General features: G+C 60.6%; 25 protein-coding genes and 1 pseudogene. 13 read left to right on the top strand and 13 right to left on the bottom strand.

The annotated features are described in order from the left end of the window. The first annotated feature begins 199 nt into the window (after nt 1-199). The 7 genes from ACLKMW_RS20545 (at nt 200) to ACLKMW_RS20515 (ending at nt 7,613) form a co-directional block, all read left to right on the top strand. Nucleotides 200-1,390 carry a M24 family metallopeptidase gene (locus ACLKMW_RS20545; RefSeq protein WP_415726378.1) on the top strand — a complete coding sequence of 397 codons (1,191 nt, stop codon included), beginning with the start codon at nt 200-202 and terminating at the stop codon, nt 1,388-1,390. A 522-nt stretch (nt 1,391-1,912) separates the two neighbouring features. Continuing rightward, nucleotides 1,913-3,223, top strand: coding sequence for an ABC transporter substrate-binding protein (locus ACLKMW_RS20540; RefSeq protein WP_415726377.1), 1,311 nt, complete (start codon nt 1,913-1,915; stop codon nt 3,221-3,223). A 155-nt stretch (nt 3,224-3,378) separates the two neighbouring features. Next, nucleotides 3,379-4,269 (top strand): carbohydrate ABC transporter permease, encoded by an 891-nt coding sequence (locus ACLKMW_RS20535; RefSeq protein WP_415726385.1) that lies wholly within the window; start codon nt 3,379-3,381, stop codon nt 4,267-4,269. Further along, entirely contained in the window at nt 4,269-5,228 is a 960-nt protein-coding gene (locus tag ACLKMW_RS20530) for a carbohydrate ABC transporter permease (protein WP_415726376.1), read from the top strand. Before ACLKMW_RS20535 ends, ACLKMW_RS20530 begins: the two co-directional genes overlap by 1 nt. Continuing rightward, the gene (locus ACLKMW_RS20525) at nt 5,225-5,428 is read left to right on the top strand and encodes a hypothetical protein (protein ID WP_415726375.1); all 204 of its coding nucleotides are present in this window, start codon (nt 5,225-5,227) and stop codon (nt 5,426-5,428) included. The genes ACLKMW_RS20530 and ACLKMW_RS20525 overlap by 4 nt, the downstream gene beginning before the upstream one ends. Beyond that, nucleotides 5,425-6,534 (top strand): ABC transporter ATP-binding protein, encoded by a 1,110-nt coding sequence (locus ACLKMW_RS20520; protein ID WP_415726374.1) that lies wholly within the window; start codon nt 5,425-5,427, stop codon nt 6,532-6,534. Before ACLKMW_RS20525 ends, ACLKMW_RS20520 begins: the two co-directional genes overlap by 4 nt. Further along, nucleotides 6,534-7,613: an ABC transporter ATP-binding protein gene (locus ACLKMW_RS20515; RefSeq protein ID WP_415726373.1), complete on the top strand. Its 1,080-nt coding sequence runs from the start codon at nt 6,534-6,536 to the stop codon at nt 7,611-7,613. Before ACLKMW_RS20520 ends, ACLKMW_RS20515 begins: the two co-directional genes overlap by 1 nt. A gap of 35 nt (nt 7,614-7,648) precedes the next feature. Here the strand turns inward: ACLKMW_RS20515 and ACLKMW_RS20510 are convergent, their stop codons facing one another. The 3 genes from ACLKMW_RS20510 to ACLKMW_RS20500 all read right to left on the bottom strand — a co-directional run bounded on the left by ACLKMW_RS20510 (nt 7,649) and on the right by ACLKMW_RS20500 (nt 10,844). Next, nucleotides 7,649-8,527 (bottom strand): SMP-30/gluconolactonase/LRE family protein, encoded by an 879-nt coding sequence (locus ACLKMW_RS20510; RefSeq protein WP_415726372.1) that lies wholly within the window; start codon nt 8,525-8,527, stop codon nt 7,649-7,651. Between the two features lie 64 nt (nt 8,528-8,591). Continuing rightward, a complete protein-coding gene (locus ACLKMW_RS20505) occupies nt 8,592-9,359 on the bottom strand; it encodes an SDR family NAD(P)-dependent oxidoreductase (protein ID WP_415726371.1) in 768 nt (255 codons plus the stop codon). Between the two features lie 135 nt (nt 9,360-9,494). Next, entirely contained in the window at nt 9,495-10,844 is a 1,350-nt protein-coding gene (locus ACLKMW_RS20500) for a putative bifunctional diguanylate cyclase/phosphodiesterase (RefSeq protein ID WP_415726370.1), read from the bottom strand. 286 nt (nt 10,845-11,130) lie between these two features. Between ACLKMW_RS20500 and gshB the strand changes: the two genes are divergently transcribed. Both gshB and ACLKMW_RS20490 read left to right on the top strand, forming a co-directional pair. After that, nucleotides 11,131-12,075: a glutathione synthase gene (gshB, locus tag ACLKMW_RS20495; RefSeq protein WP_415726369.1), complete on the top strand. Its 945-nt coding sequence runs from the start codon at nt 11,131-11,133 to the stop codon at nt 12,073-12,075. Nucleotides 12,076-12,256: 181 nt separating this feature from the next. Continuing rightward, nucleotides 12,257-12,898: pseudogene (locus ACLKMW_RS20490) on the top strand (magnesium chelatase domain-containing protein); the annotation flags it as partial. A gap of 452 nt (nt 12,899-13,350) precedes the next feature. Here the strand turns inward: ACLKMW_RS20490 and ACLKMW_RS20485 are convergent. The 4 genes from ACLKMW_RS20485 to ACLKMW_RS20470 form a co-directional block, all read right to left on the bottom strand. After that, nucleotides 13,351-13,803, bottom strand: coding sequence for a MaoC family dehydratase (locus tag ACLKMW_RS20485; RefSeq protein WP_415726367.1), 453 nt, complete (start codon nt 13,801-13,803; stop codon nt 13,351-13,353). An 88-nt stretch (nt 13,804-13,891) separates the two neighbouring features. After that, the gene (locus ACLKMW_RS20480; protein WP_415726365.1) at nt 13,892-14,299 is read right to left on the bottom strand and encodes a MarR family winged helix-turn-helix transcriptional regulator; all 408 of its coding nucleotides are present in this window, start codon (nt 14,297-14,299) and stop codon (nt 13,892-13,894) included. Between the two features lie 38 nt (nt 14,300-14,337). Next, nucleotides 14,338-14,475: a hypothetical protein gene (locus ACLKMW_RS20475; protein WP_415726364.1), complete on the bottom strand. Its 138-nt coding sequence runs from the start codon at nt 14,473-14,475 to the stop codon at nt 14,338-14,340. Between the two features lie 43 nt (nt 14,476-14,518). After that, nucleotides 14,519-15,307 carry an SDR family NAD(P)-dependent oxidoreductase gene (locus ACLKMW_RS20470; protein ID WP_415726384.1) on the bottom strand — a complete coding sequence of 263 codons (789 nt, stop codon included), beginning with the start codon at nt 15,305-15,307 and terminating at the stop codon, nt 14,519-14,521. Nucleotides 15,308-15,416: 109 nt separating this feature from the next. Here ACLKMW_RS20470 and ACLKMW_RS20465 point away from each other — a divergent pair, with 109 nt between their 5' ends. Next, nucleotides 15,417-16,001 (top strand): TetR/AcrR family transcriptional regulator, encoded by a 585-nt coding sequence (locus tag ACLKMW_RS20465; RefSeq protein WP_415726383.1) that lies wholly within the window; start codon nt 15,417-15,419, stop codon nt 15,999-16,001. 724 nt (nt 16,002-16,725) lie between these two features. On the opposite strand, the gene ACLKMW_RS20460 is transcribed toward ACLKMW_RS20465, so the two are convergent. The 3 genes from ACLKMW_RS20460 to ACLKMW_RS20450 are packed head-to-tail and all read right to left on the bottom strand — an operon-like array spanning nt 16,726 to nt 18,514. Next, the gene (locus ACLKMW_RS20460; protein ID WP_415726363.1) at nt 16,726-17,427 is read right to left on the bottom strand and encodes an SDR family NAD(P)-dependent oxidoreductase; all 702 of its coding nucleotides are present in this window, start codon (nt 17,425-17,427) and stop codon (nt 16,726-16,728) included. Beyond that, nucleotides 17,424-18,017, bottom strand: coding sequence for a 2-hydroxychromene-2-carboxylate isomerase (locus tag ACLKMW_RS20455; protein WP_415726362.1), 594 nt, complete (start codon nt 18,015-18,017; stop codon nt 17,424-17,426). The genes ACLKMW_RS20460 and ACLKMW_RS20455 overlap by 4 nt, the downstream gene beginning before the upstream one ends. Further along, nucleotides 18,014-18,514, bottom strand: coding sequence for a winged helix-turn-helix transcriptional regulator (locus tag ACLKMW_RS20450; protein ID WP_415726361.1), 501 nt, complete (start codon nt 18,512-18,514; stop codon nt 18,014-18,016). The genes ACLKMW_RS20455 and ACLKMW_RS20450 overlap by 4 nt, the downstream gene beginning before the upstream one ends. 123 nt (nt 18,515-18,637) lie before the next feature. On the opposite strand from ACLKMW_RS20450, the gene acuI reads away from it, so the two are divergent. Beyond that, nucleotides 18,638-19,624 (top strand): acrylyl-CoA reductase (NADPH), encoded by a 987-nt coding sequence (gene acuI, locus ACLKMW_RS20445; protein ID WP_415726360.1) that lies wholly within the window; start codon nt 18,638-18,640, stop codon nt 19,622-19,624. Nucleotides 19,625-20,974: 1,350 nt separating this feature from the next. After that, nucleotides 20,975-21,220, top strand: coding sequence for a GlsB/YeaQ/YmgE family stress response membrane protein (locus tag ACLKMW_RS20440; RefSeq protein ID WP_415726359.1), 246 nt, complete (start codon nt 20,975-20,977; stop codon nt 21,218-21,220). Between the two features lie 88 nt (nt 21,221-21,308). Here ACLKMW_RS20440 and ACLKMW_RS20435 read toward each other — a convergent pair whose 3' ends face one another. Both ACLKMW_RS20435 and ACLKMW_RS20430 read right to left on the bottom strand, forming a co-directional pair. Beyond that, nucleotides 21,309-22,679 carry an amidohydrolase family protein gene (locus tag ACLKMW_RS20435; protein ID WP_415726358.1) on the bottom strand — a complete coding sequence of 457 codons (1,371 nt, stop codon included), beginning with the start codon at nt 22,677-22,679 and terminating at the stop codon, nt 21,309-21,311. A 248-nt stretch (nt 22,680-22,927) separates the two neighbouring features. Next, complete coding sequence (locus tag ACLKMW_RS20430) at nt 22,928-23,935, bottom strand: ABC transporter ATP-binding protein (protein ID WP_415726382.1); 1,008 nt, start codon at nt 23,933-23,935, stop codon at nt 22,928-22,930. On the opposite strand from ACLKMW_RS20430, the gene ACLKMW_RS20425 reads away from it, so the two are divergent. Beyond that, a complete protein-coding gene (locus ACLKMW_RS20425) occupies nt 23,897-24,805 on the top strand; it encodes a GntR family transcriptional regulator (RefSeq protein WP_415726357.1) in 909 nt (302 codons plus the stop codon). The two genes, ACLKMW_RS20430 and ACLKMW_RS20425, sit on opposite strands and share 39 nt — an antisense overlap. A 1-nt stretch (nt 24,806) precedes the next feature. Here the strand turns inward: ACLKMW_RS20425 and ACLKMW_RS20420 are convergent, their stop codons facing one another. Next, nucleotides 24,807-25,550 carry an aspartate/glutamate racemase family protein gene (locus tag ACLKMW_RS20420; protein ID WP_415726356.1) on the bottom strand — a complete coding sequence of 248 codons (744 nt, stop codon included), beginning with the start codon at nt 25,548-25,550 and terminating at the stop codon, nt 24,807-24,809. Nucleotides 25,551-25,902 lie beyond the last annotated feature (352 nt).

The raw sequence follows: 25,902 nt of genomic DNA, 5'->3' as shown, positions 1-25,902 counted from the left end.
CGGTCCAGTAGACCGGCCTCGGCACGATCCGTCCCCTCTCGTCGCCTGCGGGTGGTCGAGGCCCGCAGGCGACAAACCATCAAGGCACCGATTCGGAGAAAACTCATAAGACCAGCCTTTAACGGAGCGAAAAAGCGACTCCATCGGCCGGTGGACCTTCATTTTGCCGCGTGGCATCCTGCCTCCACGGAGGAACGCCATGAATGCAAGCGCCGAAACCGCCCGGCCGGCCGGGATACCGTTCGACCACGCACGCCTCGACCGCCTCATGGAGGAGGCCGGCATCAACGTTCTCCTCGCCACCTCGAAACACAATGTCCAATATCTGCTCGGCGGCTACAAATTCATCTTCTTCTCCGCCATGGACGCGATCGGCCATAGCCGCTATCTGCCAGTCCTGATCTATGAAAAGGGCCGGCCCGACCATGCAGCCTATATCGGCAACCGCATGGAAGGGGGTGAGCACCAGAACCATCCGTTCTGGACACCGAACCTCCAGACGGCGACCTGGGGAACGTTGGATGCAGCCGCCCTCGCCTCCGCCCATCTGAAAACGATCGGCTGCCAGGGCGCGCGCATCGGCATCGAAGCGCCCTTCATGCCGTCGGACGCACATGCCGCGCTTCAGCGGGAACTCGACGGCGCCACGCTGGTCGATGCGACCTCGACGCTGGAGCGCCTGCGCGCGATCAAGACGCCGGATGAACTGGCCAAGCTGCGCCGGGCCTCGGAACTCATCACCGATTCGATGCTGGCGGTCTTCGCCTGCAGCGAAGAAGGCGCAAGCAAGCAGGAAATCGTCGATGCGCTGCGACGGGCAGAAACCAATCGCGGACTGCAGTTCGAATATTGCCTCCTGACCATCGGCTCCAGTCACAACCGTGCCGTTTCGCCTCAGACCTGGCAGAAGGGCGAGGTGCTGTCGCTCGATTCCGGCGGCAACTATCATGGCTATATCGGCGATCTTTGCCGCATGGGCGTGCTGGGCGAGCCGGATCAGGAGTTGCAGGACCTGCTCGCCCAAATCGATACGGTGCAGCAGGCGGCGTTCTCGCATTGCCGCGCCGGCGCGCTCGGCAGCGACATGATCGCCCATGCCGAAAGCGTGCTGAAGGCCTCGCCGGTCGCAGCCTTCACCGATTTCTTCGCCCATGGAATGGGCCTGATCAGCCACGAGGCGCCATTCCTGATGACCAACCATCCGGTCGCCTATGAGGGTGTCGACGCGGCGCGGCCGCTCGAGCCCGGCATGGTGCTTTCCGTTGAAACCACCATGCTCCACCCGACGCGTGGCTTCATCAAGCTGGAAGATACGATCGCCGTCACCGAGGAAGGCTGTGAAATGTTCGGCGAGCGCGGGCGCGACTGGAACCGGGGCGGGATGATGTAGCCGGCCCTCGACTCGTGAGCGTCAGAAGGAGATGGCCTCGAATTTCCGCCTCTGCTCGGCGAGCGCTGTTTCCACCGGCAAACGCTCCAACGAGCTTGCGCGCAAGCCGGACTCTGATCCGCGCCGTGATCGGCGAGGAACCGCGAATCCGTAGGCAGATTGCGGACGCCGACTAACAGAATGGGCGTAAACTGGTTAGACCAGATTACAAGATCGGCTTGCGTCTATTTGTCGGCTCTTTAGCTGAAAACGCCATGCATATACATGCTGCAAAGGAAAAAGAATTGAACGACAGGATTTCACCTGTCGAGGGGTTCGACGTGGGGCAGAAAGCACTTGACGACCCTCGCAGATTGGTACTACCAGATTGGGTCAGGAGGAGCGGATTTCGGCATTGCGCCAAATCGGTTCAGGACCAGCCGAGAAGGGTCGCGCCATCGGCGGCGACAATCAACATCACCCAAGACCGCGCAAGGCGGCTCGCAACGAGAAGGTAGAGTACGCACAAGGGAGGAAATCGTGATGCGCAAGACATTGACCGGCATGCTTGCCGGCATCGGCCTATCGCTTGCCTGCGGCACATCGGCATTCGCGCAGGAACTCACAATCTTCTGGGCCGAATGGGATCCGGCCAATTACCTCCAGGAACTGGTCAACGAGTATGAGGCCGAAACCGGCGTCAAGATAACCGTCGAAACCACCCCCTGGGCCGATTTCCAGACCAAGACCTTCACCGAGTTCAACGCCAAGGGCGACGCATATGACATGGTGGTGGGCGATTCCCAATGGCTGGGCGCCGCCTCGACCGGCGGCCACTATGTCGACCTCACCGACTTCTTCAAGAAACACAATCTCGGCGAGGTGATGGCCCCGGCCACGGTCAAATACTACGCCGAATATCCGGGAAACAGCGGCAAATATTGGGCTATTCCGCTCGAGGGCGATGCCGTCGGCTGGTCTTATCGCAAGGATTGGTTCGAAGACCCGAAGGAGATGGAGGCCTTCAAGGCCAAATACGGATACGATCTCGCGCCTCCGAAAGACTGGAAGGCATTGCGCGACATCGCCGAATTCTTCCATCGCCCGGACGAGAAACGCTACGGCATCGCCATCTACACCGACAATTCCTATGACGCGATGGCCATGGGCTTTGAGAATGCCCTGTTCTCCTTCGGTGGCGATCTCGGCAATATGGAAACCTACCAGGTCGACGGCATCATCAATTCCGACAAGGCGATTGCGGCACTTGACGCTTACCGGGACCTTTATGCCTTCACGCCTCCGGGCTGGGCCAAGACCTTCTTCGTCGAGAACAACCAGGCCATTACCGAAGGCTTGGCGGCGATGAGCATGAATTATTTCGCCTTCTTCCCCTCGCTGCTCAACGAGGCGACCAACCCCCACGCCAAGAACACCGGCTTCTTCGCCAACCCGGCGGGACCCGGCGGCGACCAGTATGCCGCTCTCGGCGGGCAAGGCATTTCTATCGTTTCCTATTCCCAGAACCAGGAAGAGGCGATGAAATTCCTCGAATGGTTCATCAAGGACGAGACCCAGAAACGCTGGGCCGAACTCGGCGGCTACACCTGCAGCGCAGCCGTGCTTCAGTCGGAGGAGTTCCAGAACGCCACGCCCTACAACAAGGCCTTCTATGAGACCATGTTCAAGGTCAAGGATTTCTGGGCGGTGCCGGAATACGCCGAGCTGCTGCAGCAGTTGAACCAGCGCATCTATCCGCACATCGTCGGCGGCGAAGGAACAGCGAAGGAGACGCTGGACGCACTGGCGGCCGACTGGACCGCGACCTTCAAGAAATACGGCCGCCTCAATTAACGGGCGGCGGGCGGGAGGGGGCGTCCGCGGCCCCTCATTCGCCAGTTCAGGTAGCAAAGGCTGTCGCGCTGGAAAGGCGCGTTGCAGTCGAGCGGCCCGCCGGCGGAAACGAGAAACGGATTGCACGGGAGCAGAGTTTCTTGACCACAACCGTCATGGCCACGCTGGATCCCGCATCGCGCGCCGCCGCCCGCGGTATGAGCGACTTGTCGATCCGCAATCTCTTCATCATTCCGACGATCCTGTTCCTGATCGTCTTCAACATCTTCCCGCTGCTTTATTCGCTCTATTACTCCTTCACAGACTTTCGCGCCTCCACCAATGCGCCAGCCAATTTCGTCGGGCTGCAGAACTACCGCGACCTCCTGAACGACCCCTTCATCTGGTCGAACTTCGCCATCACCGCCAAATACGTCATCGTTTCGGTCGTCGGACAAGTTGTCGTCGGCTTCGGCGTGGCCCTGCTGCTCAACCGGCAGATCCCCTTCAAGGGCCTGCTGACCACGCTGCTGCTCTTGCCGATGATGCTGTCCATGGCGGTGGTCGGGCTGTTCTGGAAACTGCTCTACGACCCCTCCTTCGGCATCATCAACTATGTGCTTGGCCTCGGCTCCTTCGAATGGCTCGCCAATCCCGACATGGCGCTTTACGCGATCGCCATCACCGACATCTGGATGTGGTCGCCCTTCGTCATGCTCCTGTCGCTGGCCGGCCTGTCGGCGGTGCCCAAGCATCTTTACGAGGCGGCGGCGATCGATCGTGCCGGTTCGCTCTACACCTTCTTCCGCATCACGCTGCCGCTGGTCGCGCCGATCCTGATGATCGCGATCATCTTCCGCACCATGGAGGCGTTCAAGACCTTCGACCTCGCCTATATCCTGTCCAGCCAGCCGACGACCGAGGTGATTTCGATCCGGCTCTACAAGATGGCGTTCCAGGAATGGCAGACCGGACGCTCCTGCGCGCTCGCCTACATCGTGCTGATCATGGTTCTGGCGATCACCAACATCTACGTAAAATACCTCAACAAGGTGAAGGAGCGCTGATGGCCGCCGTCAAGACACCCGGCGAAGTCGCTCTAAACCGGCTCGCCATCGTCAGCGTCCTTGTCATTACGCTTATCTTCCTGGCGCCGATCTATTGGATCGCCTCGACCGCCTTCAAGCCGCGCAACCTGGCCACGACGATACCGCCGACCGTCGTTTTCACGCCGGAAATATCACCCTTCGTCAAGCTGTTCACCAAGCGCTCCCAGTTGCGCGAGCCGGTGCCGCCCGAAGTCTATGAGGCAGCGCCCTGGTGGGAGCGGCTGATCTTCGACGGCGGCGAAAAGGTGGTACGCTCGGGACGCGGTGAAATCCAGCTCTCGGGCTATCCCAGCCGTTTCATAAACAGCCTCATCGTGGCGATCACCTCGACCATCCTGGCGGTCGGCATGGGCACGTTCACCGCCTACGGTTTCTCCCGCTTCAGGGTCAAGGGTGAGGCGGACCTCCTCTTCTTCATACTCTCGACCCGCATGCTGCCGCCGGTGGTGGTCGCGATCCCGATGTTCCTGATGTACCGGGCAGTCGGACTGAACGACACGCATTGGGGCCTGATCATCCTCTATACCGCGTTCAATCTTTCCTTCTCGGTGTGGCTGATGAAGGGCTTCATCGACGAAATCCCAAAGGAATACGAAGAAGCGGCGCTGGTCGACGGCTATACGCGCATGCAGGCCTTCTTCAAGATCGTGCTGCCGGAAGCGGCAACCGGCATCGCCGCCACGGCCGTGTTCTGCTTCATAACGGCCTGGAACGAATATGCCTTCGCGCTGATCATGACCAACCGCAGGGCACAGACCGCTCCGCCTTTCATTCCCTCGCAGGTCGGCTCGGGCCTGCCGGACTGGACGGTCATCGCCGCAGGCACCTTCCTCTTCCTGCTGCCGGTTGCGATCTTCACGTTCCTCTTGCGCAACCACCTGCTGCGCGGCATGTCGTTCGGAGCGATCCGCAAATGAGCTTTCGCGCATTCAACCGGAAATATCTCGAGCCCGGCACGATCCTCATGATGGTGTTCGGCATCGCGGCACTATGTCAGCCGTGGAACCTGTTCCTGCATCGCTACGGCGTGACGATCATTCTCATCGGCCTCGTCGGCTTCATGATCGCCTCCAAGATTCCGCCGGAGACGCAAGCAGATCAGGGTGCTCAGCAGTGACGCAGATCGAACTTCGCGGGGTCGAGAAATTCTTCGGTCCGGTTCAAGTCATCAAGGACCTGAACCTGGTCGTTGACCACAACGAGTTCGTCGTGCTGCTCGGCCAGTCGGGTTGCGGCAAGACGACGACGCTTCGCGCCATTGCCGGGCTCGAATCCATCGATCGCGGCGACATATTGATCGATGGCAGGCGCGTCCAGCACATGAAGGCCTCGGACCGAGACATCGCCTTCGTCTTCCAGTCCTTCGCGCTCTATCCGCATATGACGGTGTTCGAAAACATCGCCTTTCCGTTGAAGGCGACGCGCAAAAGCAGGGCCGAGGTGGACAGCGAGGTGCGAAGCGTCGCCGAAACCCTGCGGATCACGCATCTGCTCGCCAAGCGGCCGTCTGCCCTTTCAGGCGGCGACATGCAGCGCGTGGCCATCGGCCGCGCACTGGTGCGCCGTCCCAAGGCGCTGTTGATGGACGAGCCGATCGGGGCGCTGGATGCCAAGCTGCGCGAGGAGATGCGCGCCGAAATCAAGCGCCTGCATATGAAACAGGGTTCGACGACGATTTATGTGACGCATGATCAGGTCGAGGCGATGTCGCTGGCCGACCGCATCGTCATCATGCATGAAGGCGTGCTCCAGCAAGTCGGCAGCCCCATGGAGGTCTATGCCGATCCGGCCAATCTGTTCGTCGCGCAATTTGTCGGCAGCCCGGTCATGAACGTCGCGCCGGTTTCGGTTTCGGAGGACGCGGGTAAGGCGCGCGTGATCCTTGACGGCGCCGGACAGGGCTTTGCCTTCCCGAGCGAACTGCTCGCCAGGCTTCAGGCAGGCAACGCCGTAAACGGAGCCCTTGCGCTCGGAATCCGCCCGGAGGGCGTGACCGTGGCGCGTGAGCAAAGGGATGGTTTCCTGCCGGTCCAGGTCCATATCGTCGAACCGCTCGGCTCCTACGACATCGTCGACCTCAAGGTCGGTTCGCAAATGCTGCGCGCCCGCACCAGCAGCGGCCTCGTCGCACCCTCCGATGAAAGGGTGTTTGCCCACATCGATCCGGCTCAGGCGCATTTCTTCGATACGGCAAGCGGCAATTCGCTCGGGGTGAAGTTGTGATGGCCCATATCCAGTTGAGGAACATCACCAAGAAATTCGGCTCGCACACGGCGTTGAAAGGCCTTGACCTGGAAATCGCGGATGGCGAATTCTTCGTTCTGCTCGGCCAGACCGGAGCCGGCAAGACGACGACGCTCCGCATTATCGCCGGTCTCGAAACACCCAACCAGGGCGACATCTTCATCGACGGCGTCAATGTCGGCGATTGGGGCGCGGCCGAACGCGATGTCGCGCTTGTTCTCCAGCAATATTCGCTCTATCCGCGGTATACGGTGCGCGAAAATCTCGAATTTCCGCTGAAACCGAAAATCCGCCGGCTCGAACAAAGGGAAATCGACGAGCGGGTCGCCCGCGTCGCCAGGACCCTGCGCATCGAACATCTGCTCGATCGAAAAACGGATCGGTTGTCGGGCGGCGAAATGCAACGGGTCTCGATTGGCCGCGCCATCGTGCGCAAGCCGCGTGTTTTCCTGATGGACGAACCCCTTTCGGCACTCGATGCCAAGCTGCGCGAGGCGCTGCGCACCGAGCTCAAGAACCTCCAGATCAACCTCGGCGCGACCTTCCTGTTCGTCACCCACGACCAGATCGAGGCTATGTCGATGGGCGACAAGATCGGCGTGCTCAATGACGGTCATCTGGTGCAGGCCGGAACGCCGCAGGAAATCTACAACAACCCGCTGAACACCTTCGTCGCTCGCTCCGTCGGCTCGCCGCCGATGAACCTGCTCGACGGCGAATTGCGCGGCGGCAATGCGGTCGTGACGCCGAACGCCCTGGAACTGCCCTTTGAAGGCGGCGCGAAAGCCGCCACCGACGGCCGGCCACTGGTCTTCGGCATCCGGCCGGAAGACCTGCATCTGGAATCCGGCGCGCTGGTGGAGGCCAAGGTGCACGATGTGGAAAATCACGGCGTCGAAAAAATCCTGACGCTGCGGGTCGGCGACACGGTGCTGCGCGCCACAGTGTCAGCCCGGACCGAAGTGGCGCTCGAAGACAGCGTCCGGCTTGGCTGGGACCCGCGCAAGGTGATCCTGTTCGACAGGGCGAGCGGCCTCAGCCTCAAACACGCCGGATAGAGGCATAGAGCCTTTCAGGGTTATCCGGAAAGGCTCTAGATCAGCACGCGCGGTTCGAAACGGCCTTTGACCGGCAGGTCGAGCAGAAACGTCTTGCCGGCATGCGGATCGGCCTTTCTCGCCTTGTCGCTCATACCCTCCCAGGCCGAAGTAACGACGAGACGATCGGCGTTCCTGCCGACGAACGCTGGGCAGGAGGGCTGACGCGCCGGCACCGCCAGACTGCGGATGCGCTTGCCTTGCGGGCTATAGGCGTGGAGCACGCCCTGGCCCCAGCAGGCATTCCAAAGGACGCCATCGGCATCGACCACCGATCCATCGAGCCCGCCCTTCTTGCCGGCGTGGTCATAGAACACTTTCGGTTCATCGATGGGCAGTCCGGTATCCGGCGCGCAGCCGACCCTGAACAGAATGTTTCGCTTGGTGTCGGTATAGTAGGCGGTCGAGCCGTCCGGCGAAAAGCATATCGAATTCGGAATGCTGATGTCGGCGACGAGCTTGCGGAACTCACCCTTGAGAAACCGGTAAATCGAGCCGGCTCCCGTCTCTGCCTTTCTGCCCATAGTGCTGATCCAGAACGCGCCGCAGGGGTGCACCCGCGCATCGTTCGAGCGGGTTGCCGGATTGTCCGCCTCGATGGGGAAATAGGAGGTGATCGCGCCGGTGCTCACGTCGCGTATGTGAAGCCCGCTTTCGGTCAGCAGCAACTGGTGGCCGTCATTGATGACGGCAAGCGCGCTGGTCATCTCCGGCAGATCCTGCACAAGCGTCTCGCCGCCATCCATCGCCTTTCGCAACAGTTTCCGGCCGAGGATATCGAACCAGAACAGCGTATCGGTCACCGGATCGTAGGTCGGCCCCTCACCGAGCTCGCAGGCATGATCCGACAGGATCGAGGCGCCGGTCTTGTCCATCGTCTCCTCCCATTGCGAACCGGTTGCGGTCAGCCACCTGAGATGCCGTCTCGCCTTCACGCGCTCACAAAAAGCCGCCATCGACGATGAGCGTCTGCGCCGTCAGCATGCGTGCGGCGTCCGAAGCAAGGAAAAGACAGGGACCTACCAAATCTTCCGGCAGCATGACCTCGCGGAGGCATTGCCGGGCCACATGCGCGGAGAGCGACGCGTCCGTCACCCAGAGCTCACGCTGTCGTTCGGTGATCACCCAGCCCGGCGCGACCGCATTGACGCGAATACCGTGGGGGCCGAGGTGACCGGCTAGCCCCTTGGTCAGCCCGATTATGCCCGCCTTGGCAGCCGTATAAGAGGGCATGTCGGGATGGTTGATGAGGAACGAGGTCGATGTGAAATTGATGATCGACCCTTTGCCGGCCTGCTTCATGCCCGGGGCGACCGCCTGCGCGGTGAAGAAATGCGGGCGCAGATTGATCGACTGATTGTCGTCCCAATAGTCGACGGTGACATCCTCCACGGCATGGCGATCGTCGAAAGCCGCATTGTTGATGAGCACCGTCACGGGGCCGTGCGCCGCCGCCGCCGATGCCACCGCTGCCCGCAGGGCGCCGACGTCGCGCAGGTCGGCTTCAAGGAACAGCGGCCGCAGGCCGAGCGCCGTTTCGAGACGGTCGCACAAGGCCCGGCTCTCCTGTTCGGCAATGTCGATGAAGGCAACCCGCGCACCCTGGCGTGCAAACCCTTCGGTCAATGCCGCCCCGATGCCGGAGCCGCCTCCGGTGATCAGCACGGACGCACCTTCAAGATCGGAAAATTTCGCCGATGGCATCATGGCGCTTCTCTTCCCGTCGTTGCCACTCCATGGAAAGCACAAAGACAAGCCCCATGCCAGAAGCATGAGCGGCCAAAAGCATTCCCGCCTGTCGAGGCGGTGGAATAGCCGTCCTACGCCGAATAAGGGGAATGGCTACAGCGCGTCGACGTGCCTTGCGCCACGAAACGCATCGCGCAGATAGCCGAGCGTGGCGTTGGCGTCGGCCGCCTGGCCGAACAGAAAGCCCTGCCCGGCATTGCAGCCAAACTCGGTGAGCCGGCTTGCCTGCGCCTCCTTTTCGATGCCTTCGGCGACAACATCCATGCCGAGGCCCTCGCACATGGCGAGAATCGCGCGGATGATGTGCTCCGACGGGCGATCCTCGAGGATGGACGAAATGAAGGCGCGGTCGATCTTGAGCTTGTCGAACTGGAATTCGCGCAGCCGGCCGAGCGAAGACTGGCCGGTGCCAAAATCGTCGAGCGAGACCCGAATGCCGCAGCGGCGAAGGTCGTTGACGATTTTCTGAGCCGATGCCGGATCGGTCATCAGACCTGTTTCCGTGATCTCAACCTCCAGCCGGCGCGGATCGAAACCGGTGCGGTCCAGAATTGACAATATATGCAGGCCGGTGTTCTGGTCGACGAGCTGCGAGGGAGACAGATTGAAGGACAGGAAGAGGTCGCTGGGCCAGTCGCGCGCGGTTTCGGTGGCTTTGCGCAACACGAGCTGCGAAAGCTGGCCGATGATGCCGCGCTCTTCGGCTATCGGAATGAAAATCTCGGGCGAAACCGGGCCGAGATCCGGATCGATCCAACGGGACAGCGTTTCGAAGCCTATCGTGCGGCGCGATTTGAGGTCGACGATCGGCTGGAAATGCGGCTCGACCTCGCCGGCCGACACCGCGCGGCGCAAGGCCTGCTCGATGCGCGTGACGCGCTTGGCGGCTTCTTCCATTTCCTTGGTGTAGACGACGACGCAACCACGGCCGGAGCGTTTGGCATGGTAGAGCGCCGTTTCGGCCTTGTTGACCAGGACTTCAGTGGTCTCGTCGCCCATGTAGAAAAGCGAGCAGCCAACCGACGCCGACAGCCTGGCGGTGCGTTCGCCGACATCATAGGGTGCCGACAATATCTCGATCAGCATTGCCGCCTTTTCCGCGGCCGCCTCTTCCGAAAAGACCATCGGATAAAGAAAGGCGAATTCGTCGGCGCCGATGCGCGCCACGGCGGAATGCCCATCCATCGCCGCGCGCAGGCGCATGCCGACCTGGATCAGAATATCGTCGCCAGCCTTGTGGCCGAAAAGGTCGTTGATCGGCTTGAAGCCGTCGAGATCGAGAATCCCGACCGTAAACGGGGCCGGGTCTTCGGCGCGGTCGCTGATCAGGCGGTCGACCTTGTCGAAAAAACGCCGGTGATTGCCAAGGCCGGTCAGCGGATCGGTAAAGGCATGATCCGTGCTCTCCCTGAAGCCTCGACCCATGCCGAATGACGGCTGCATGTTGATCCCTGTCGTCCCTTGGAATTTTTTTCCAGATTGGCAGCAAACCCTTTAGGAAAGGTATCTCTCTCACAGGCAACTTTGCATGGAAACGTCATCAGTTGCGGGTGATGCGCTCTTCCTCTCGCCATGGATGTAGCGGCCAAACCCGACCGCAACCAGAGCGGAAGCGAACGGCTCCGCAGCGCCGGGAAATCCATCAACCGCGGCCTGGCGACGATTGGCATCGACGGATCGAAGCGCTACATCAAACCGGCATCTGTTTCATCACCTGCCGGAGACTTCCATGCCGCTCAAGATCGCCATCCAGATGGACCATATCTCGACGATATCGATCACCGGCGACACCAGTTTCGCCCTGGCGCTCGAGGCGCAGCGGCGCGGGCATGCGCTCTTCCACTATACGCCCGACCGCCTGTCCATGGTCGGCAGCAAGGTTTTCGCCCGCATCGAGGAACTCCAGGTCCGCGACGAGAAGGGCAACCATTTCACACTCGGCGCGCCGGTGCGCACCGATCTGTCGGAAATGGATGTGGTGCTCTTGCGCCAGGACCCGCCCTTCGACATGAACTACATCACCACCACCCACATGCTGGAGCGCATCCACCCGAAGACGTTGGTGGTCAACGATCCGGCCTGGGTGCGCAACAGCCCCGAAAAGATCTTCGTGACCGAGTTTCCCGACCTGATGCCGGAAACGCTGATCACCAAGGACCCACGCGAAGTCGACGCATTCCGCCGCGAATTCGGGGACATCATCGTCAAGCCGCTTTACGGCAATGGCGGCGCCGGCATCTTCCATCTGCATGAAGCCGATCGCAACCTCGCCTCGCTGCTGGAGATGTTCGGCCAGATGTTCCGCGAGCCCTACATCGTGCAGCGCTACCTCAAGGAAGTGCGGGCCGGCGACAAACGCATCATCCTCATCGACGGCGAGCCGGTCGGCGCCATCAACCGCGTGCCGGCCGAACATGATTCCCGCTCCAACATGCATGTCGGCGGCCGCGCCGAAAAAACCGAGCTGACCGAGCGCGAGCGCGAAATCTGCGCACGCATCGGCCCTTCGCTCAAGCAACGTGGCTTTGTCCTCGTCGGCATCGACGTGATCGGCGACTGTATGACCGAAATCAACGTCACATCGCCCACCGGCATCCGCGAGGTGAAGAATTTCGGCGGCGCCGACATCGCCACCCTGTTCTGGGATGCAGTCGAGGACAAGCGGCGCGCCTGACGGGAACGAATTCCCAGCCGATGTTCCGGGCCTGCAACCCGCGACAACCCGGCTGCAACCTTAACTGTTATTTTGTTCCCTTCCTGTTCTTGCTTTGCCCTCGGATTTGTGATTGGTTGGCGAATTATCGCGAGTGAGCCGATCATCCGGGCGGAAGTCGGCGGGCGTTCAGGGGGGCGGCATGGTTTCGCGGGTGCGCACTGTTGCGTTTCAGGGCATCGAAGCCGTGCCCGTCGACGTGCAGGTCATGGTGGCGCCGGGCAAGGTCGGCATGCAGATCGTCGGCCTGCCCGACAAGGCGGTGGCGGAGAGCCGCGAGCGCGTGCAGGCCGCACTCCATGCGTCCGGCCTGTCGATGCCGGCAAAGAAGGTAACCGTCAATCTCGCCCCGGCCGACCTGCCGAAGGAAGGCAGCCACTACGACTTGCCGATAGCGCTGGGCTTGATGGCCGCCCTTGGCGCTATTCCGGCCGACGCCCTTTCCGGCTACGTCGTGCTCGGCGAATTGTCGCTCGACGGCACCATAACCGCGGTCTCGGGCGCGCTGCCTTCGGCCATGGCGGCCAACGCCGAAGGCAAGGGATTGATCTGCCCGGCGGCATCAGGCTCTGAGGCGGCGTGGGCAGGCGCGGATATCGACATTCTGGCGTCGAGAAGCCTGATTGCCATTGCCAATCATTTTCGTGGCACACAGGTTCTCGCGCGGCCCGAGGCAAGCATTCATGCGCCGGCATCCGATCTGCCCGATCTTGCCGATATCAAGGGTCAGGAGACCGCCAAGCGCGCGCTCGAAGTCGCGGCGGCAGGCGGCCACAATCTGCTGACGTTGTGCCACATTAATTTTCAGGCAAACCAAGGGCTTCGGTATGGGCTGGCGGGCTGACCGGGCGTCGAAGATGCCCAGCGGGAAGGCTTCCAAAAATGAAAAGCTTCGCTGACGTGGCGGTAGTATCTAGTCTGGGAAATGCGACGCCACAGGCCGTTTTTGGCGGGGACAGCGGCGACGGCAATCGTTCTGTGGCTGCTTATCGCTTAGCTGAAAGTCAGTTAGACGGATGTAGCCGCCATCTTGAAAACGTGGATTGAAATGGAAGGCCGCTTCCGACCCCATCTTCGCCGTTCAAGAACTCCGCTTTACCACCCAAAAGCAGCCGTTCGCCTTCGAGTTTCGGGACGCGCGCCTGAATGCAGCGAGCGCGCACCAGTTGGTGCGTCGAAGCGTACGATGACGCGCCGTCCAGCGGACGCTGAAACCCCTCGTTTTTCAGGCCGACGCTAATCTTTGCGGCGAAACACCCAAAGTTTCGCAGTCAGTACCTGCCGGACTTCGTCTCCACGGTTCAACGTTCGCGATTCCAACGTCACCACAGCCTGGTTGGGTTTCGACTTCGATGGTCGGATTTCAATGATACGACTTTCAACGTGGAGAATGTCGCCTGGCCGAGTGGCGGTCGGCCAGGCGATCTCGCCGCCTGCTCCTATGATGCCGTGCGCTAGAGGGACACTCTCGGTGATGAGCTTCATGGACATCGCCATCGTATGCCATCCGCTCGCCGCCAACCCCCGGAAGAAGGAGTCCTTGGCTTCGTCAGGATCCGTGTGAAACGGTTGCGGGTCATACTGTCGGGCGAAGGCGATTATGCTCTCCTGATCGACCAGTTGCTCGTCGCTCTGGAACTCCTGGCCGACCGTCAGGTCATCGAGAAAGAGTGTGCCGTGTGGCCTCATGTAATCAGCTCCGTCCTAGAGATTCATTGTGTCTGGTCGCCAAGCGCCGGAGGCATCTTCGTCGCTTGGCGTCCCGCCAACATGCCGCTTAGCTTGCCCGGTGCTTCGCCTGTCCCTCGAACGAGCGCGGGAAATCGTCGGGAATGATGATCCTCAGTGCTTTCCGCAGCGCCGCGGCTTCGGCAGCCCCGAAGAAGTCCTCAAACCGCTTCTGCGCCTCGTCAAACAGATGATCCGAAGCCTCGATCCGAGCAAGTCCTTCGGGCTCGATCGCGATCAGGCGGTTGCGCTTGTCTTTCGGGTCGACGGACGTCGACAGGAGGCCATCCCGAAATAGCGGCTTGAGTGTATGGGCGAGGCCGCCGGGATCCAAAACCAACGCGTCGGCCAAGGCACCGACTGTAAGCGGCCCCTCCCGCCGGACGCACACGAGGATCGCGCGCTGGGTCGTCTTGATGCCGCTGGGTTCCAAAGCGACATCGTAGACCTGCGACATGCGCCGCGACGCCTTGCGCAGGGCCGTCGCATATACAGCTATCGCCCCGACTTTCCGATCCGTAACACTGGAAAGAACGCGGCGGCCGCCAATACCGTGCCGCCGAAGACGACCCAGGCGAAGGCCGTGAGGCCGCCGAGGTCGTAGGGGCTAAACAGGTCTGTAGTATCGGTCATTTATCGGTCTTTCGTGTTGAGGATTGGATGGCTTGAGTCCGTTTCAGGCGTCCGCCAGATAGCGATCGGCGGGCTGTGACTGAGCGAAGCCGGGGATCATGGCCTGACGTGCCGCCTCGAACGCGGCCCATTGGCCAGCGTCGTGAAACGGCGGGATGGTGACAGGCTCACGCCGGTCGAAGCCGACGAGGGCAGCGTCAACCAGATCGTCCACCGCCATCACGCCCGTCAGCGTATCGACGTCGATTCCGGCATGACCCCAGAACTCGGTGCGGGTCGCGGAGGGAAGAACCGCTTGCACATAAACGCCTTGGGGGCCGAGTTGGAGGTTGAGCGCGTGTGACAGGTGCAGGACGAAGGCTTTGGTCGCGCCATAGACCGGCATGCCCAACTCCGGCGCCAGGCCGACGACCGAGCCGATATTGATGATCGCGCCTTCGCCCGCTCGCGCAAGACGCGGGGCAATGGCATGGACGAGCCGCACCAGTGCGGTCGTGTTGAGGGTCACAAGCCGGTCGATATCGTCCGTCGACTGCTCGACGAAGGTTCCCGCCAGGCTCGCCCCGGCGTTGTTGACGAGGATGCCGATCCGCGCATCGTCGCGAAGCCGCGCCTCGACCGCCGCGCGCTCGCCGGCATCGGCCAGGTCTGCCCGGATGATGTCGATCGCAACGCCGGTCTCACCCCGCAGACGGTTGGCCAGCGCCTCCATCCGCGCCGTGTTACGGGCGACCAGCACCAGGCTATGGCCGCGCCGCGCAAAGCGCTTGGCGTAAGCAGCGCCGATTCCGGCGGAGGCGCCTGTCACGAGGACGGATGGTGTGGCGGTCATGTCATTGCCCTTTCTCGGCGTCGAAGCTATATTCATGGTGGTGATCATCAATAGCACTGAATATGATAGCCATCATGATAATGTCAATGGCGCACGGAGAACGTCGGAAATGAAAGTGAGCCGGGAGCAGATGGCGCAGAACCGCAGGCGTATCCTGAGCGAGGCGGGACGTCTGTTTCGCGAGAAGGGCTTCGATGCGGTGAGCGTCGCAGAAGTGATGAAGGCCGCAGGTATGACCCACGGCGGCTTCTACGGGCATTTCCGATCGAAGGACGATCTGATCGCACATGCGATCGGTAGCGCCGTCGGCGGTCAATCAGCGACGGACAATACCAGCGCCTGGCTCGACAGCTATCTGTCGGCGCCCCATCGCGACCATCCGGAACGAGGCTGCCCGATGGCCGCCCTGGCGGGTCTCATGCGGCAACAGGCCCCCGAAGCACGCGCATCCATGGCGCAGGTTCTCACCGTACAGATCGACACTCTTGCTGATACCATGCCTGGGGCTGATGCAGCCAAGCGCCGCCGGGCGGCGATCGGCTGTTGGTCGGCGATGGTAGGCGCGCTCATCCTCGCCCGATCAATGGATGACCCGGCGCTGTCCGACGAACTGTTGTCTGAGACGCGGGCCTGGATCGACGAAAGAAAGCTGCCCGAACCGCCCGTCCCAACGCAGAAAGTGCGCGCGGCATGAACATCCTTTACAACGACGCTGTGGCGTTAGACGTCGCTGAATGCAGGGGAACAGAACGCACAAATGTTCAACGGGTTTGTAAAATGATTTTACAAACCTAATATTTTTCCAGCCATCAATTTTCACTGGGTCGATCATGGCGCAGTCGCTTGCGAGCCTTGGCGCGACGCTTGCCATCTGGCTGCATCGCCGGCTTAGCGGCCCGATGCTTCTGCTTGTCTTCCATTTCTAGGGTTCCTTGTTGCTCCTATAATGACCCGAGCCCTAGAAAACTTCCGCAGCGGCGTCCAACAACACGCGATTTTGCTAACTAATTGTTGTCAAAAAGTTTCCTTCGATTTTGTGGCCAGAACAAGGCGCTTTTGAATCAATGCTCCGACAGGATTCGTGCTTCGGCGCCGCACGAATTCAAACGAGGTGATGGCTGTCTTTTTCGCCGACGGCGGCTGTGTCAGCATGCCGCGAATTATGGGCGTAGGTTGCACCGGTCGGCTACGCCCCAATCGGTGAGCGCGCCAACGATCCTCACTGCATGCAGCACAGGCGCTCCTCCTCCAAAGCACCTTGCCAGCAGGTGCAGCCTCGACACCACATGGCCGCGCTCTACCTCCACCAAGGTGAAGCCGAGTTTCTCACCCATCGGCACCTTCAAGTCGCCCGCAAGCATCGTGCGCAGCTGCTCAAGGCAGTCGGGCAGCGTCCTCGTTCTTGTCGGCCATCGTGCTCACCATGGTTCGTGGAACGGGCGGACCTCGGCGAGGAACGACCAGGCATCACGCGGTTGGTGCGCAAGATGATGGACTTCGGCCGCGATTGAGGTAGGCGAGATGAAGAAATCGTCCGGCTTGGTTGGCTGAAGCTCGCGTTGCCACGGCACGTCGATCGCTGCGTCGATGATGAGATAGGCGACATGGATCCCCTTCGGCCCGAGATCGCGTGCGAGCGATTCCGCAAGGATGCGCTGCGCTGCCTTTGTGGGCGCAAAGCCGGCGAATGCGGCGCGACCGCGCTGTGCCGAGGTGTTGCCGGTGACGATCAGCGCGCCTTCTCCTGCCTCGATCATCGCTGGCGTCGTCAGCCGCGCGAGATGGAATAGCGCCATCGTATTAATCTCGAAGTTACGTTGGAGCGTTTCCGCTTCGACCTGGGTAAAGGTGCCGAACGTTCCGCCGACGGCATTGTGGACGACGACCTTGGGATTGCCGACCTCGGCAATCACCTGCGCCAGCGCGGCGGGGTCACTCACGTCACACGGCACTGCGATTGAATCCGGTATTTCCTTTTCCAGCGCGGCCAGTCGGTCGGCATTGCGCGCCAGCATCGCCACGCGATAGCCGGCTTCGGCAAAGCGACGTGCGATGGCAGCGCCGGTGCCTGGACCAACTCCGGTCACAAGGGCGAGTGGCTTAGTTATGAGATTGGTCATGCTGTTTCCTTTAGGCGCACGAGTTCCTCGCGCACGAATTCGAGACGGTCGTTACCGAAGAACATTGCGTCTCCGACGAAGATTGTGGGTGAACCGAACACACCGCGCTCGGCGGCCTCGGCTGTATTGGCGTCGAGTTGGGCGGAGATCTCCGGCGCATCAATCCGAGCGGCGATGGGAGCAGGGTCGACCCCGGCGGCCGCAATCACGGCGAGGATGTCATCCTGGGTCGCAAGCGTCTTGCCTTCACTCCAGATCGCCCGATATAGCGCCAGCGTGATCATGGCCGCATCGGCGGCTGATTTCGCCGCCAGAACCGCTCGCGACAAGGCTTCGCCATCGTTTGCGCGCATGTCCGACGGATTGAATGTTATCCCGTATCGCTGACCCCAGCGCGCCAGATCGACGTTCGCATATCGACCCTTGGCTGCACAGGTAAGCGTCGTCGGCACATTATCGACCTTCTCCATGAGCTCGGGAAGCTTCATCGGCCGCAGCACGAGGTCGACGTGCATCTCGCGTAGCTGAGAGAAGGCAAGATAACTGTAAGAACTGCGGAAGTCGTAGAAGAATACGATCGGTGGCGTCACCTGTCTGCTCCTGTGTGTTGATCGAGAGGTCGAAATGTGCTGGCGTCAGCCCCCGGGCCGGGGCGGAGTTGAGCGCGATCGCGAGGAACGGCAACGCCCGTCTCAGTATCGACGAGTGCGAGAGCCAAAGGGCGTCCGGTCTCCCGGTCAACCATTTCGATGGACGGCGCGCCGAAGCCGGTCGCATCCCAGCGATCGCCCCATTCGCGCAGGGCGGTGCTGACCTTCCACAGGTCGCGCCCCTTCGGCGTCAGCCGATATTCGTCGCGCGGCGGGCGCTCCTGATAGCGCACGCGCTCGACGATGCCATGCTCGACGAGATGTTTCAGACGCGCCGCGAGGGTCGCGGCAGGAATGCCCGTATTGGCCCGCAGATCGTCGTAGCGCCCGAACCCCAGCGAAAGGTCGCGGATCAGCAGCAACGTCCATCTGTCGCCGATTAGCTCGAGCGCTCCCGCGATCGAACAGCGCGTTCCCGCAAAGGATTTGAGCTTCATAATTCTGGCTCTCGACTAAGTTCAATCATTGAAGTAAGAGAAATGCACATCATATGCAAGAGGCGGAAATGAGCGAACGTGTTATCGCTCGTATCCTCACTTCCCAATTATCAGGAGATTGCCATGTCGTTTCGCGCCATCCGTGCCAGCCAAACCGATGCCGGCGTCACGACCGAACTCGTGATACTGGATGACAGCGACCTCGATGTCGGAGACGTCACCGTCAGAGTCGATTACTCGACTATCAACTACAAGGACGGCCTGGCGATCACCAACGCAGCGCCGGTCATTCAGCGTTTCCCGCTGATCCCCGGCATCGATCTGGCGGGCACGGTCGAGGCGTCGGACAGTGCCGAGCTCGTCGCCGGCGACAAGGTGGTGCTGAATGGCTGGGGCCTCAGCCAGACCCATGATGGCGGCTTTTCGCAGAAGGCACGGGTTCCGGCCGACTGGCTCATCAAGCTACCTGCTGGTATCGATACGCGTCATGCAGCCGCCATCGGAACGGCGGGGTATACCGCGATGCTGTCGGTTCTTGCGCTCGAACATGGCGGCATGACGCCGGACAAGGGCGACGTGCTGGTGACGGGCGCTAATGGCGGGGTTGGATCAGTCGCGATCGCCTTGCTGGCGAAGCTTGGCTACCGCGTCATCGCGTCCACCGGCCGGCAGGAAGAGGCCGAATATCTGACCGCGTTGGGCGCGACGGAGATCATCGATCGCGCCACGCTTTCGGAAAAAGGTGCCCCGATCGCGAAAGAGCGTTGGGCCGGCGCGATCGACAGTGTCGGCAGCCATACGCTGGCCAATGTGCTGGCGCAAATCCGCTATGGCGGCCTCGTCTCCAGTTGCGGGCTGGCGCAGGGCGTGGACCTGCCGGGCTCGGTTTTGCCCTTCATCCTGCGCGGCGTAACATTGGCCGGCATTGACTCGGTCAACGCCCCCAAGGCGAAACGGATCGAGGCATGGGCGCGGTTGGCGCGAGACCTCGACCTTGGCAAGCTGGACGCCATGGTGACGACCGTAGGTCTGGAAGAGGCGCCCGATGTCGCGCGCGGTATCTTTTCGGGCAAGATACGGGGGCGGACGGTCGTCGACGTCAATCCCTAAGAGACGTGCATAGCCGCTTTTTGGGCCCGAACTTGGAGTCGGGCTCCGATTTTGCCACACGGTAGCGATGATGCCGCCTGCTCGTGGCAAGTGCGCGATCAGGCGCAGAGGAGGTGACAGTCGCGCGCGGCAACCAGCAGATTTATTGTCATATCTTCATACTCGTTGCCTGGGAATGGCAAGCGGCCGAATAGCGGAATGGACGAACGGCCGATTTGAGTGCTTCGTTTTAATCCTGGAATGACTGAGATGGGGTGCGCAGCGATAAAGCGCAGCGGCTGATCGATCGTCCGCTTAGCTAACCTGGCTCGCTAGAAGCAGTCAGGCTGGATTCCACCCAATTATAGTCATTTAGCATTCACTAATATCTGGCGGGTCATTCAGGCTGACGTTGTGCTACATTAATTTACCGGGATTTCACGGGTTCCGGCCTGTCTTGCGTGATGAACAAGGATTACGTGGAAGCGCGACGAGAAGGCTTCCCACGCCGGCGAAAGTTCCTCACATGGCGCGGACCGCCGTCGTGCTTCGCCGACCGCAACGATGTCGGCAACCATCATCCGAGAGCTTCCGATCCGGGCGAACATCCGCATCCAGATTGTCCTGTTGGAACAACCGACGATACGGAACGTTGATCAAGGGTGGAGTGCCATCACGAATAAAGGCTGCCCTAGACAAGAGTGGCGAAGTGGCGAGCGCTCGTAGGAGACTAAGATGGATATCACCACACTTCTCGTCATTGTTTTTATCGTTTTGCTTCTGGGCGGCGGATGGTACGGTCGTGGACGCTGGTATTAGGCCGCGTGGGGTAGCCGGAAACTTATCATTCCGTGGGATCGACACGGACGTGCCGCCTGACCTCGTCGAGAATTCAGGCGATCTTCAAGTTGTTAGGCGAACGCCTCGACGATGCCTTTGCCCAGCCCGGGACTTGCCTTGTCCGTGGGTCTGATTTCCCGATCCCGTTGCGGGAGACGTGGGGCTTCTTCTGGAAGCGGCTCTCCAGGCCCGTGGCGATGTGCTTTTGACGGTGCCGGCATCGACATCCTGCATGAATTCTTTTCCTAAAGAACGCAGGCGAGGAAAGATTCGTGCCTCAATTTTCTGGCGCTCAAGATGGCTCTGCGGGACGCGCACTGCATGACGAACTGCCGCAGATTGCTTTCCTGGAAGAGTTGCTTTGGAATTTCATTATCCTTCCGTGGCATCTGCGACTTCCAACCCTCGCAAAGCTATACAAGCCATCGGGATTTGTCGCGCTGGTCGCCAGATCGGCGGCTCTCAGCCTCTTGCGCACCACGACCAGCGTGAGCCTTATTGCGCGGCGAACCGAGCACAAAGGAGGATCGTATGGAAGGCGTTGGCTGGATTGCCGCGGCCATCATCGGCGGAATAGCAGGATGGCTCGCCGAGTTCTTCATGAAGAGCAACCTGGGTATGATCATGAACGTGCTGCTCGGCATAGTCGGCGCGGCGCTAGCGAGCTTGATCTTCGGCCTGTTGGGAATACAGTTTACGGGTTGGGTCGGGTATCTGGCTGCAGGCTTCCTCGGAGCCTGTCTCCTCATAGCACTCGGCCGGGCGATCAGACGCTGAGGGTTGGAGGGCATCCGGCGGCACAGGCCTGTGGCGGAGCGACGGCGGCGTCGTTCTATGGCTGCTGGCGGCGTAACTGGAGAGTCAGTTAAGCTGATGTGGCACCGATCTTAAAATTGCCTGTCGGTAAGGGTGGCCGCCTTCGATCCGTTGCAGACCTATGGCGGCTGGACCAGAAAGTCTGCAACAGGATCAGTTTGTCGACATCGCGCCCGACCGCTTGCAATACCAGTCGATGGACCACCATCCAATTCGGAACAAGATGAGGCTGCCTCATGTTAAGGATCGCCAAATCGGCTTTTTTCCCCACTTCTATCGAACCGATTTCCTTGTCCAGACCTAACGTTTTGGCGGCATCGATAGTGATCATCTCCAGCAATTTGCCCGGTGGCAAAAGGTACGGGTCACCTTCAAGCAGCCGATGAGCCATCTGGACCTGACGAGCGGCCTGGAACAAATCGAAATTCGACTGTGGGGCGGTTCCATCAGTTGTAATCGCAACCGTGATACCTCTCGTCATCATCTGAAGTATCGGCGCTGCACCACCGGGAGAATGTGTGACGTTGGTCCCCGTCTGGGCAAGTATTTCAACTTCCTCGAGCGAAATGCCGATACAGTGTTGCAAGTGGACATTCGGTCCAAGGATGGCGCTTTCCGGGTCTTGCCAAGCCATTCGGATCATGCCCCCGAATGCATCTGAGTGAATTCTGACGCCGAGCTTACAAGCCAACTCCTTTACACGCCGCCCGTGGTCGCGGTCGTCTTGAGTAAGTGTCGTTGCCCTGTCCGGCGTAGATGGATTGGACGGGTCGACAGAAGGGGTGATCGTAAACGGTGTCAGGTAAGCGCGAATGAGGCCATTCCCTGCACCATTGCAAGATTCAATGACCGCCTCGGCACCGGCCAGCATCTCATCCAAGCTGACAAGATGATAGCTTGGCACGTTGTCTCGCCAGCGCGTCACCGGATGCGGCCAAGGGAGGCCAGCCGGACCTGTAGAGATGATTTCGCGTATGCCGACCTCTCGATACGCGCGTGCATGGTTGATTGCGAAGGTTGGATCATCGCTACGAGGGCAAGAACTTATTACGCTTAGACCGCAGGTAACACCCATCCGCAGGCGGTCTAGCGCTGAAACATATCCATCTGCGAGCCAGAATTCCGGCGTCGTAAAGTGAAAATAAGCAGGGGTAACGATGCGCATCCAAAGATAGGGCGTGTCGCTGCCGAGCGTCTTTATTAGCGAGTGCCCCGCATGGCCATGAGCATCAATCAAGCCCGGAATAATCACCTTCCCGCTGCAATCGATGACCTCTTCAGCCTGATCATTATGGAAATAAGCAGCGTCACCAACAGCCACTATCTTGTTGCCGTCGACCAGCACTGCGCCATCATTGATGATGGACCGTTTGGAATCCATCGTCACAATGGTTCCATGCTTGAGAAGTATGCTCGTCACCCCTAGTCTCCTATTGTAAGAGCTCCCGCGGGCACGCGCTGTTCGGCACTGCATTGCCCTATAGAGCGACGTTTCATCGGCTCCTCCCCGGGGCTTGGCAATTTGCGAGCTATCTCACGGTTGTTTACCCGCAAGGCGATGTGGCGACATCTTTTGCTCTGGTCGCTAGTGAACGGGTGATTGACCGACCTAAGAGGCCACACAGGCAAGCGCTTGTTTACTGTTATGCACGCTCTAGAATCCCACTCTCAGAGGTCGGTTCCACCTTGGTGAAGGAAGCAAGCGGCAAGTGTCCCGCCGGCATCCGTCAGAGCCGGCGTCGATTCCGTGCAGCGGGGACCGGCGTTCGGACAGCGCGGATGGAAGGGGCAGCCGCTCGGCCAGTTGCCGAGCCGCGGCATCGAGCCGTCGATCTGGGCCAAGCGACCCAGCCGGCGGTTCAGCGACGGAATGGAGCCCATCAGACCGGCGGTGTAAGGATGCCGCGCCCGGCGCACGACCTCCTCCACCGGACCGATTTCCACGACGCGCCCGGCATACATCACCGCGACGCGATCGGCGATCTCCGCGATCACGCCCATATCGTGGGTGACCAGCATGATGGCGGTGCCGCGCGTCTTGGCCAGGCGTTTCAAAAGGCCGATGATCTGGGCCTGAATCGATACGTCGAGAGCCGTCGTCGGCTCGTCGGCGATGATAAGCTCCGGCTCTCCGGCCAAGGCCAGGGCAATGACGATGCGCTGCCGCATGCCACCGGAAAACTGATGCGGGTACTGATTGAACCGGTTCTCGGGATCGGCGATGCCGACCTCCTTGAGCAGATGGATTGCCTTAGCGTGTGCCTCGCCGGCCGACACCGGCAGATGGGTCCGGATAGTCTCGGTGAGTTGACGCCCAACCGTGAACAGGGGATCGAGGCTGGTCAGCGGATCCTGGAAAATGGCGCCGATCCGCTTGCCGCGGATGCGCCGCTGTTCCTGCTGGGACAGGTTGTCGATGCGCTCCCCGGACAGGTGAATGGTGCCGGCAGCGATCCGTCCCGGCGCCTGCAGCAGGCCGATCAACGCGCTGCCGGTAAGGGATTTGCCTGCACCCGACTCGCCCACAACGCCAAGGATCTCCCCCTTGCCGATGGCAAAAGACACACCCTCGATCGCGACAAGTGCACCCTGACGCCCTGGAAATTCGATCCGCAGGTCCTTCACATCCAGCACCGCATGGTTTGCGGTTGCGGCGAATGTTCGATCGATAGCCATGCTGTTCATCACACATTCACCCGTTGTTCGCCTGGCATAAGCGTATCCAGTGTTAATGGGATTTTCCTACTCGACAATGTACAATATAGAATACACTTGAACACCTTCCGTCGAGTCAATTCCATGGGTCACAAAATGCTAGACGACTCCAGCGCTGAGTTGAGCGCTTCGGCCAAGGCGAAGAAGCGCGGCAATCGAACGGATGAGCGCATCCATAGCGAAATTTATTCCGCTATCATCAACCATCAACTGCGTCCGGCGACGCCGTTGCATGAGGATGCGCTGGCCAACGCTTTTGGCGTGAGCCGAACCATTATCCGCAAAGTGCTTCAGCAGCTTTCCCATGAAAAACTTGTCGAGCTTATTCCGAACAAGGGCGCGATCGTCGCGCGTCCCTCCATCGAGGAAGCCCGGCAGGTATTTGAGGCCAGGCGGGCGGTAGAATGCATGCTGGTCGAGAAGCTGGCGGCGACGATCTCCAACGCCGACATCGATCGGCTGCGTACTGTTGTGAATGCGGAAGCCAAGTCGCTGGAGCAGGGCGACAAGCGCAGACGGCTGCAGCTTTCGGGGGATTTTCATCGGGAACTCGCCTCAATTGCCGGAAACGACGTGCTGCGGGATTTCGTCAATGAGCTCGTCTCAAGAACATCCCTCATCATCGCGCTATATGAATCGCCCGGTGCCGTGCCCTGCTCATACGACGAGCACAAGGAGATCGTCGAAGCGCTGGAGCGGCGTAACGTCGAGACCGTGGTCAAGCGAATGGAAGACCATCTGCGGCATATCGAGGCGCAGGTCGATCTGTCCGACCTTCCGGCCCGCGTGGATTTCAAAACTTTGTTCAGGCCGCTCACGCCGGCAACGTAATCTATGTGGAAGGCCGGGCGCGTGGCGCATAGGATGCGAGCTTGCCGGCATAGGGCTTCACCAGCGGATAGGCGAGATCGCCGCGTTTGGAGGTCTTGAGACCCATACCCACCAGTGCCTCGGCGAACTTCACAGCCGCAGCGACGCCGTCAATCACCGGCACCTGCAGCCGGTCCTCCAGGAACCGGACCAGATCGGCCATGCCGGCACAGCCGAGCACGATGGCGCCTGACTTGTCTTCATCAAGAGCTGCCTGGCATTCCGCGAGAATGATCGAGCGCGAATTGGAGTCTGGCCGGTCGAGTTCGAGCACCGGAACATTGGTGGAGCGCACGCGGCGGCAGTGATGTTGCATGCCGTAGTTGCGCACCAGATGCTCGGCGATGATGCGCGTCCGGTCCAGCGTGGTCACCACCGAAAAGCCGGTCGCGACAAAAGTGGCGGCATGCATCGCCGCTTCGGCGATGCCAATGACTGGCGCAGCCGTGATCTCGCGTGCGGCAAGTAAGCCCGGATCGCCGAAACAGGCGATGATGTAGGCGTCCGCGGCCGGCTCCTCCATGATCTCGTCGACCAGGCCAACAATGCTCATTGCCTCATCATAGTGGCCTTCGATTGAAACCGCGCCGGAACGTGACGTCGAGGCGAGTATCTCGGTTCCAGGTGATGCCACCGCGGATGCCGCATCGCGCAGCACTTCGGTCATCGATACCGTAGTGTTCGGATTTATCAGTTTGATGAGCATGCAACCCCCGGCGGTTTCAGGCCCCCAGCGTCCGGCTCGGCCCACTAGTATTGTATACGATATTGTATCATATAGCCACCATGCAAAGACGGTTGTCAACATGCATCATTGCCGACGCCAAAGGCATTGATCATCGTCCACAGCCGGGGCTACGGCACACGGCATTGCCGCTGGCATACCTTCCGGCCTTTGTGCCCTGCCTCTTTTCGGCTTTGCAGCAAATAGGACCGCAGCTATTTTTTTGAGTATTTGAATTGATCTTCACCATGAGAGCACAGGACGATCGCCACGCCAACCACATGCGATCGCATACGGAGTATTCTCCCAATTTCGTTTTCTGTTGACACAATGT

This window comes from Borborobacter xinjiangensis (genome assembly GCF_047739745.1).
Taxonomy (GTDB): Bacteria; Pseudomonadota; Alphaproteobacteria; order Rhizobiales; family Rhizobiaceae; genus Pseudaminobacter.
Note: the sequence above shows the minus strand (reverse complement) of the source record. Positions and strands in the feature narration are given on the sequence as shown.

What these genes read in the sequence shown, in the direction of transcription:
- ACLKMW_RS20545 (WP_415726378.1), top strand. Translation starts at nt 200, where the DNA reads ATGAATGCAAGCGCCGAAACCGCCCGGCCGGCCGGGATACCGTTCGAC.
- ACLKMW_RS20540 (WP_415726377.1), top strand. Translation starts at nt 1,913, where the DNA reads ATGCGCAAGACATTGACCGGCATGCTTGCCGGCATCGGCCTATCGCTT.
- ACLKMW_RS20535 (WP_415726385.1), top strand. Translation starts at nt 3,379, where the DNA reads ATGGCCACGCTGGATCCCGCATCGCGCGCCGCCGCCCGCGGTATGAGC.
- ACLKMW_RS20530 (WP_415726376.1), top strand. Translation starts at nt 4,269, where the DNA reads ATGGCCGCCGTCAAGACACCCGGCGAAGTCGCTCTAAACCGGCTCGCC.
- ACLKMW_RS20525 (WP_415726375.1), top strand. Translation starts at nt 5,225, where the DNA reads ATGAGCTTTCGCGCATTCAACCGGAAATATCTCGAGCCCGGCACGATC.
- ACLKMW_RS20515 (WP_415726373.1), top strand. Translation starts at nt 6,534, where the DNA reads ATGGCCCATATCCAGTTGAGGAACATCACCAAGAAATTCGGCTCGCAC.
- ACLKMW_RS20510 (WP_415726372.1), bottom strand. Translation starts at nt 8,527, where the DNA reads ATGGACAAGACCGGCGCCTCGATCCTGTCGGATCATGCCTGCGAGCTC.
- ACLKMW_RS20505 (WP_415726371.1), bottom strand. Translation starts at nt 9,359, where the DNA reads ATGATGCCATCGGCGAAATTTTCCGATCTTGAAGGTGCGTCCGTGCTG.
- ACLKMW_RS20500 (WP_415726370.1), bottom strand. Translation starts at nt 10,844, where the DNA reads ATGCAGCCGTCATTCGGCATGGGTCGAGGCTTCAGGGAGAGCACGGAT.
- gshB (WP_415726369.1), top strand. Translation starts at nt 11,131, where the DNA reads ATGCCGCTCAAGATCGCCATCCAGATGGACCATATCTCGACGATATCG.
- ACLKMW_RS20485 (WP_415726367.1), bottom strand. Translation starts at nt 13,803, where the DNA reads ATGAGGCCACACGGCACACTCTTTCTCGATGACCTGACGGTCGGCCAG.
- ACLKMW_RS20480 (WP_415726365.1), bottom strand. Translation starts at nt 14,299, where the DNA reads ATGTCGCAGGTCTACGATGTCGCTTTGGAACCCAGCGGCATCAAGACG.
- ACLKMW_RS20475 (WP_415726364.1), bottom strand. Translation starts at nt 14,475, where the DNA reads ATGACCGATACTACAGACCTGTTTAGCCCCTACGACCTCGGCGGCCTC.
- ACLKMW_RS20470 (WP_415726384.1), bottom strand. Translation starts at nt 15,307, where the DNA reads ATGACCGCCACACCATCCGTCCTCGTGACAGGCGCCTCCGCCGGAATC.
- ACLKMW_RS20465 (WP_415726383.1), top strand. Translation starts at nt 15,417, where the DNA reads ATGAAAGTGAGCCGGGAGCAGATGGCGCAGAACCGCAGGCGTATCCTG.
- ACLKMW_RS20460 (WP_415726363.1), bottom strand. Translation starts at nt 17,427, where the DNA reads ATGACCAATCTCATAACTAAGCCACTCGCCCTTGTGACCGGAGTTGGT.
- ACLKMW_RS20450 (WP_415726361.1), bottom strand. Translation starts at nt 18,514, where the DNA reads ATGAAGCTCAAATCCTTTGCGGGAACGCGCTGTTCGATCGCGGGAGCG.
- acuI (WP_415726360.1), top strand. Translation starts at nt 18,638, where the DNA reads ATGTCGTTTCGCGCCATCCGTGCCAGCCAAACCGATGCCGGCGTCACG.
- ACLKMW_RS20440 (WP_415726359.1), top strand. Translation starts at nt 20,975, where the DNA reads ATGGAAGGCGTTGGCTGGATTGCCGCGGCCATCATCGGCGGAATAGCA.
- ACLKMW_RS20425 (WP_415726357.1), top strand. Translation starts at nt 23,897, where the DNA reads ATGGTTTGCGGTTGCGGCGAATGTTCGATCGATAGCCATGCTGTTCAT.
- ACLKMW_RS20430 (WP_415726382.1), bottom strand. Translation starts at nt 23,935, where the DNA reads ATGGCTATCGATCGAACATTCGCCGCAACCGCAAACCATGCGGTGCTG.
- ACLKMW_RS20420 (WP_415726356.1), bottom strand. Translation starts at nt 25,550, where the DNA reads ATGCTCATCAAACTGATAAATCCGAACACTACGGTATCGATGACCGAA.